Raw genomic sequence first — 6,547 nt, 5'->3', positions numbered from 1 at the left:
CAACCCGATCACTGACTCCAAACAGGTTGACACACACCGATTCCCGGGCGTGTTGGGGCACTTTTGACCGCCAGACGAAGCGGGGAGGGATCAGGGCGGTAGGCCGATGGTCGCCCGCGCGATCCGATACAGCGAGGCGGTCCCGGGGTCCCGGTAGCCGCGCCCCCGGCGAAAGAGCCGGGCATCCGGGCGGTAGCGAGAGGTGTTGTGCCCGACGGCGGCCGCCAGGTTGCGCTCCTCGTCGGCCGTGGTCTTGAGTTCGGTGGCCCGCGTCCACTGTCGGCGGCCGGAGAACCACAGCGCGAGCCGGGACAGGTAATCGGTGTCCGCCAGGGCGGTGTAGATCCGCTCCTCGCTCATGCCGAGGGCGGCCGGGTCGCCGGCCAGATCCCGGGGCAAGCCCACCGCACCGGAGACGACCAGAGCATCGATGCTCCGGGATGGCGAGCTCCGATGCAGGATCTGCAGGGCCCGAGCGGCCACCACGGTGCCGTAGGAGTGCGCCTCCACTGCAGTGTGAGGACGTGGCGGTGTCCGCCCCGACCGGTCTTCGGCTCTGAGCCGTTCGTAATGGTCGAACCAACTGTTGAGGTGGAGGGCCAGCCGGGCGCCGCCGCGCAGGGCGGATCGGCTGGAGAGCACGCCCCAGGGGCCGGGCGGCTGATAGCCGAGCCAGGAGATCACACACGGGTGTTCCGCTCCGGCGGACTTCTGCGCTGCCCACAGCTGGGCCGCCTCCTTGACGGAGCCCCACATGGCGGTGTGTACGGAGATGCCCATGCCGGAAACCTGCCAGCTGACGTGGGTGGCGGTGTCGATCTCACCCACGGCCACGATCGCCGCGGGCGACCGGAAGCGGCTGCCGAGGTCGTACGACAGCAGGATTCTCTCCGGGAAGGACCGATCCATCGACTCGCGCCTCAGGGCATGCACCAACCCGTCCAGGGCGGACTTCTGCCGTGCCCCCAGGCCCTGGCGACGCCGCATGTCTGCGCGCAGCCGGGCCCGGGTGGCACGCTGTTCGGCGGAGGTCCAGATGTCACGGAACGGGACGCCCCGATCCGGTGTCAGTCCTGTGACTTCCACAGCAGCGCCCGAGGTCCCGAGCCGGCTCCACCGGGCAGTGCGCCCGGCAGTGCTCCCGGCGATCCGGCTGACGCGCCAGACGATCCGGAGACCGGCCCGGCCGTGAGTTCGGAGATACTCGGGCCGGCGGCGATGACGCCGGGTCGCCGCAGCCAGCGCGCGGCACGCCGTGCCCGCTGCCGGGCTGTTCTGGTCCCGCCTGGCGACGGGCGCTGCGCTGTGCCGTCCGGGCCGGCGTCGAAGGTGGTGGTCACGTCCCCGGCGGCGCCGGCCGTGAACACGCGGGGATACCGGGCATAGGCCTGGAAATCCTGAATCTGGGCGGCGAGCTCGGCCACGGTGTCCCGCAGCCGATCGACCTCATACTGCAGCTCCACGATCCGCCGGATGCCCTCCAGTGACACCCCTTCACGGCTGAGCTGCTGGATCATCCGCAGCCGCTCGACGTCTTGGCGGGAGTACCGGCGGTGACGCCCGCCCTGACGCTGCGGGACGACCAGGCCCATGCGGTCGTACTGTCGCAGGGTCTGCGGGTGCATGTCCGCCAGCTCGGCGGCGACCGAGATGACGTAGAGCGGTTCGTCCCAGAACGTCGTCACAGCCGTGCCTTATCCGCCAACCCCGCTCGAGGGCGATGCCCCTCCGTCGCGGCGGCATAGGCTTCGACTGCAGCACGGGCCTCATCGGAGAGTGTCGACGGGACCGCAACCTGGAGCTCCACCAACAAATCGCCGGCGGATCCCTTGGACGGCTTCACGCCTCGTCCCTTCACGCGCAGCACGCGTCCGGACGATGAGCCGGCCGGGACCTTCACCTTGACCGGTCCTTCCAGAGTCGGCACCTCGATGGTCGCCCCGAGGACTGCCTCGTCAAAGGTGACGGGCACCTCGATCCGCAGGTTGTTCCCGTCCCGGTGGAAGAACGGATGCTCTTCGACCTTGACGGTGACGATCAGGTCACCCGCTCCGCCGGGGCCGGGCGAGCCCTTGCCGCGAGCCCGCACCTTCTGTCCGTCCTTGACTCCGGCGGGAACCCGGACATCAATGACTTCGCCGTCCGAGTCCCGGAACGAGATCCTGGTGCCGCGCATCGCCCCCGCAAAGGAGATGGTCGAGGTAGCAGTGCGGTCGGCTCCCTTGGTCGGAGTGCCGTACCCACCGAATCCTCCGCGGCCGCCGGCGCTCTGGCCACCGAAGCCTCCACCGCTGAAACCACCGAACAGGTCAGCGAATTCGGGCGGGATGTCACCGGTCGAGTATCCCGACCGAGCTCCACCGCGGCCGGCACCGGTGTTGAACAACCCGCCGAAGACGTCCTCGAAGCCGCCTCCGGCACCACCGGAGCCAGCTCCCGGTGCGGAGAACCGGGCGCCCGAGCCCATCGAGCGAATCGCGTCATACTGCTGGCGCTGTTCCGGGTCCGAGAGCACCGCGTTCGCCTCGGTGATCTCCTTGAACCTCTTCTCGGCCGCGTCGTCGCCGGGGTTCTGGTCCGGGTGGAACTTCCGGGCCAGCGTCCGGTACGCCTTCTTGATGTCGGCTTCCGAGGCGTCCTTGGAGACACCAAGCGTGGCGTAGAAATCCTTGTCTACCCAATCCTGTGAGGCCATGGTGCCTCCTTTCCCCGTCGAACGGTCCAGTGTTATTCCATCGGCGTGCCGACCAGCCGGCGGGTCACGACGTCGGCCCGCCGGCTTGGGCTCACGCCTCGGCTTCGCCTCCGGCCGGCTCGGCTCCGCTGCTGTCGCCACCTTCGTCGCCCGCCGAGACCATCACCTGCGCGGCGCGCAGCACGCGCTCCCCGCGGATGTAGCCACTGCGGAAGACCTGCACGATGTGCCCCTCGGGGATCTCCGAGTTGGGCTGGCGCAGCATGGCCTCATGGTGAGTCGGATCGAACGCCTGGCCGGCCAGGGTGTCCTGGTCCTGACGCTCCAAGCCGAATCCGGTCAGCACCGTTTCGAACTTGGTGGCGATCGAGGAGACCGGCCCCTCCGGAAGATCTCCGGCCGCACGAGCCGCATCCAGATCGTCCAACACCGGAAGCAGTGCCGTCAGCACCGACTGGATGGCGTTGTCCTTGGCCACGTCCCGGTCGCGGTCCACCCGGCGCTTGTAGTTCACGAACTCCGCTTGGACCCGCAGCAGGTCATTGCGCAGTTCCTCTTCACGAGCGCTGGCTCCGGCGTTGTTCTGCGCGGCGGTGTTCTGCGCGTCGGCGTTCTGCGCGTCGGTGTCCGAGTCGACCGGCGGTGTTCCTCCGGCGTTGCCGGCCACCACGGTCTCCTCCGGGCTGGCGCCCTCGTCGCCGACCTCGCCGGCGGCGTCGTTGAGGATCCGCTGGGCTTGTGACAGCGCGTCTCCGTCAGCATCGCCGGAACCGGAGTCCGCTGCGGCGCCGGGCCCGCGGACCTTCCCGGTCTCCGGGTCGACCCGACGCTTGTCCTGGAAGCTCACCGGCTCCTCGTGCTCACGTTCTTCGTCGTTTCCGTGGTTCGCCATGGTGTGTGTCCTTTCCTCCGGAGCCCCGATCGGGCCGGCCGCGCATCGATGTACGTGGTCCGGCCCGACCGGGCCCGGCGGCCCGCAGTGCTCAGGCGGGCCCGGGTGTCAGATGAGAATCAGGGCAGGGACTCGAGGAGTACCGGCCGGCTTACTTGCCGTCCTTGTTCTCCTCGTTGCCCTCGTTGCCCTCGTCCTCGTCCACGACCTCGGCGTCGACGATGTCCTCGTCCTCAGCCTGGGCGGAGCCGTCACTGGCAGCAGCGCCCTCGGCACCGGCACCGGCGTCGGCGGCCTGCGAGGCGTAGAGGGCCTCACCGATCTTGGTCTGGGACGCCTGCAGCTTGTCGTAGGCGGCCTTGACCTCGTCGTCGTTGTCCTGCTTCTCCAGGGCCTCCTTGAGGGCGTCGACGTCGGCCTGGACCTCGGTCTTGATGTCCTCGGGCAGCTTGTCGCCGTTGTCCGAGAGCAGCTTGTCCACGGAGTAGGCGGTCTGCTCGGCCTGGTTGCGACGATCAGCGGCCTCGCGGCGTTCCTTGTCCTCGGCGGCGTGGGCTTCGGCGTCCTTCACCATGCGATCGATGTCCTCATCGGACAGCGAGGTGCCGCCGGTGATGGTCATCGACTGCTCGGTGCCGGTGCCCTTGTCCTTGGCCGAGACGTGGACGATGCCGTTGGCGTCGATGTCGAAGGTGACCTCGACCTGCGGCATGCCGCGCGGGGCCGGCGCAATGCCGGTCAGCTCGAAGGTGCCCAGCGGCTTGTTGTCCCGGGTGAACTCACGCTCACCCTGGAAGACCTGGATGGAGACCGAGGGCTGGTTGTCCTCCGCCGTCGTGAAGGTCTCTGACCGCTTGGTCGGAATGGCGGTGTTCCGTTCGATGAGCTTGGTCATCACGCCACCCTTGGTCTCGATGCCGAGGGAGAGCGGGGTGACGTCGATCAGCAGCACGTCCTTGCGGTCACCGGACAGCACACCGGCCTGCAGGGCGGCGCCGACGGCGACGACCTCGTCCGGGTTGACGCTCTTGTTGGGCTCCTTGCCGCCGGTCATCTCGGTGACGAGCTCGGTCACGGCGGGCATACGAGTCGAACCGCCGACGAGCACCACGTGGTCGATGTCCTTGATGGACACGCCGGCTTCCTTGATGACGTCCTCGAACGGCTTCCGAGTGCGCTCCAGCAGGTCCGAGGTCATGTCCTGGAACTTGGCACGGGACAGGTGCTCGTCCAGGTGCACCGGACCGTCGGCCGTGACGGAGAGGTACTGCAGGGAGATGTTCGTCGAGGAAGCCGAGGACAGTTCCTTCTTGGCCTGCTCGGCGGCCTCCTTCAGGCGCTGCAGGGCGATCTTGTCCTTGGACAGGTCGGCGCCCTTGGACTTGGCCTGGGACAGCAGCCAGTCGACGATCCGCTGGTCCCAGTCGTCACCGCCGAGGCGGTTGTCGCCGGCGGTGGAGCGAACCTGAATGGTGGAGAAGTCGTCCTCGTCCTTGCCCACCTCCAGGAGGGAGACGTCGAACGTGCCGCCACCGAGGTCGAAGACCAGGATGAGCTCGTCTTCCTTGCCCTTGTCCAGGCCGTAGGCGAGCGCGGCCGCCGTCGGCTCATTGATGATGCGCGAGACGTTCAGGCCGGCGATCTCGCCGGCTTCCTTGGTGGCCTGGCGCTCGGCGTCGTTGAAGTACGCCGGCACGGTGATCACCGCATCGGTGACCTTCTCGCCCAGGTAATCCTCGGCGTCGTGCTTGAGCTTCATCAGGGTACGCGCGGAGATTTCCTGCGGCGTGTATTGCTTGCCGTCCATCTCGACCTTCCAGTCAGTGCCCATGTGGCGCTTGACGGAGGCGATGGTGCGGTCCGGGTTGTTGACGGCCTGGCGCTTGGCGATCTCGCCGACCAGGACCTCTCCGGACTTGGAGAAGGCGACGACGGACGGGGTGGTCCGGGAGCCTTCGGCGTTGGCGATGACGACCGGGTCGCCACCCTCCAGTACGGACACGACGGAGTTGGTGGTTCCGAGGTCGATTCCCACTGCACGGGACATGGGCGGTTCCTTTCCTTGACGGACGGATCGTTGGTCAGCTACTGAGTCAGTCGCTCTTCCTGACCGGCGGAGTGAGGCTTCCGCGACCGGCCACCTGAGCGTTCAAGACTCAAGGTTTCATGCCGGCGTCCGGATGTCAATCTGCCTTGAGTCACCCCGACTCAACTTGCGTCACCTCGTCCAACGAGAGCGGTCGATGATTCATTCCCCAATGCCGACCTGAACCGGAGAGACTCCGCCGAGACCGCGCACCAGGAGACCTTGCGGAGAATTCGCAGGGGTGTTTGAGTGAGGTCATCGACAGAGCGGCACCGGCGCGGCAACTGGATTCCGCGCCGCGGGGAAAGGAGACATCATGGCAACACAGAACAGCTCAGCCAAGGACGTCCAGGCGAAGTACACCGTCCCCGGCGTTGACCTCGAGGACGGCCACCGCGTCGCCGAGATCCTCCAGATGCGGCTGCACGCCCTCAATGATCTCCAGCTGACGCTCAAGCATGCGCACTGGAACGTGGTCGGGCCGAACTTCATCGCCGTGCACGAGATGCTGGATCCGCAGGTCAACGTGGTCCGCGGCTTCGTGGACGAGGTGGCCGAACGCGTCGCCACCATGGGCCTGTCGCCGCAGGGCACCCCCGGGGCCATTGCCGCCGAGCGCACGTGGGACGACTACGCCGTCGGCCGCGCCGACACCCTGACCCATATCTCCGCCCTGGACAAGGTGTACACCGGCGTCATCGCCGACCACCGCAACGCGATTGAAGAGGTCGGCAAGCTGGATCCCATGGCCGAGGATCTGCTGGTCGGTCAGACGCGTGAGCTCGAACTGTTCCAGTGGTTCCTGCGCTCGTTCCTCAGCAACAACACCGGCGAACTGCACCACGAGAACTGAACCGGGTTGCATCGCGGGATT

At 67.6% G+C, this 6,547-nt stretch carries 6 protein-coding genes; 1 reads left to right on the top strand and 5 read right to left on the bottom strand.

What is annotated here, in order from left to right:
* Window positions 1-90: 90 nt before the first annotated feature.
* The 5 genes from ACFQQD_RS13950 to dnaK all read right to left on the bottom strand — a co-directional run bounded on the left by ACFQQD_RS13950 (window position 91) and on the right by dnaK (window position 5,634).
* Window positions 91-1,086 carry an alpha/beta hydrolase gene (locus ACFQQD_RS13950; protein WP_378090505.1) on the bottom strand — a complete coding sequence of 332 codons (996 nt, stop codon included), beginning with the start codon at window positions 1,084-1,086 and terminating at the stop codon, window positions 91-93.
* Window positions 1,068-1,685 carry a heat shock protein transcriptional repressor HspR gene (locus ACFQQD_RS13945; protein ID WP_378090503.1) on the bottom strand — a complete coding sequence of 206 codons (618 nt, stop codon included), beginning with the start codon at window positions 1,683-1,685 and terminating at the stop codon, window positions 1,068-1,070. Before ACFQQD_RS13945 ends, ACFQQD_RS13950 begins: the two co-directional genes overlap by 19 nt.
* Window positions 1,682-2,695: a DnaJ C-terminal domain-containing protein gene (locus ACFQQD_RS13940; RefSeq protein WP_378090501.1), complete on the bottom strand. Its 1,014-nt coding sequence runs from the start codon at window positions 2,693-2,695 to the stop codon at window positions 1,682-1,684. The genes ACFQQD_RS13945 and ACFQQD_RS13940 overlap by 4 nt, the downstream gene beginning before the upstream one ends.
* Window positions 2,696-2,786: 91 nt before the next feature.
* A complete protein-coding gene (locus ACFQQD_RS13935) occupies window positions 2,787-3,587 on the bottom strand; it encodes a nucleotide exchange factor GrpE (protein WP_378090499.1) in 801 nt (266 codons plus the stop codon).
* Between the two features lie 151 nt (window positions 3,588-3,738).
* Window positions 3,739-5,634, bottom strand: coding sequence for a molecular chaperone DnaK (gene dnaK / locus ACFQQD_RS13930; protein WP_378090497.1), 1,896 nt, complete (start codon window positions 5,632-5,634; stop codon window positions 3,739-3,741).
* Window positions 5,635-5,989: 355 nt separating this feature from the next.
* On the opposite strand from dnaK, the gene ACFQQD_RS13925 reads away from it, so the two are divergent.
* Window positions 5,990-6,526 carry a Dps family protein gene (locus ACFQQD_RS13925; protein ID WP_378090495.1) on the top strand — a complete coding sequence of 179 codons (537 nt, stop codon included), beginning with the start codon at window positions 5,990-5,992 and terminating at the stop codon, window positions 6,524-6,526.
* The last annotated feature ends 21 nt before the right edge of the window (window positions 6,527-6,547 follow it).

Origin of the sequence: Citricoccus sp. GCM10030269 (assembly GCF_042665635.1) — a bacterium.
Lineage (GTDB): Bacteria > Actinomycetota > Actinomycetes > Actinomycetales > Micrococcaceae > Citricoccus.
The sequence above is the reverse complement of the archived record's forward strand: the minus strand, read 5'-3'. Positions and strand labels throughout refer to the sequence as shown.

Excerpts from the sequence above, each read along its gene's own strand:
- ACFQQD_RS13940 (WP_378090501.1), bottom strand. The coding sequence starts at position 2,695 with ATGGCCTCACAGGATTGGGTAGACAAGGATTTCTACGCCACGCTTGGT.
- ACFQQD_RS13935 (WP_378090499.1), bottom strand. The coding sequence starts at position 3,587 with ATGGCGAACCACGGAAACGACGAAGAACGTGAGCACGAGGAGCCGGTG.
- dnaK (WP_378090497.1), bottom strand. The coding sequence starts at position 5,634 with ATGTCCCGTGCAGTGGGAATCGACCTCGGAACCACCAACTCCGTCGTG.
- ACFQQD_RS13925 (WP_378090495.1), top strand. The coding sequence starts at position 5,990 with ATGGCAACACAGAACAGCTCAGCCAAGGACGTCCAGGCGAAGTACACC.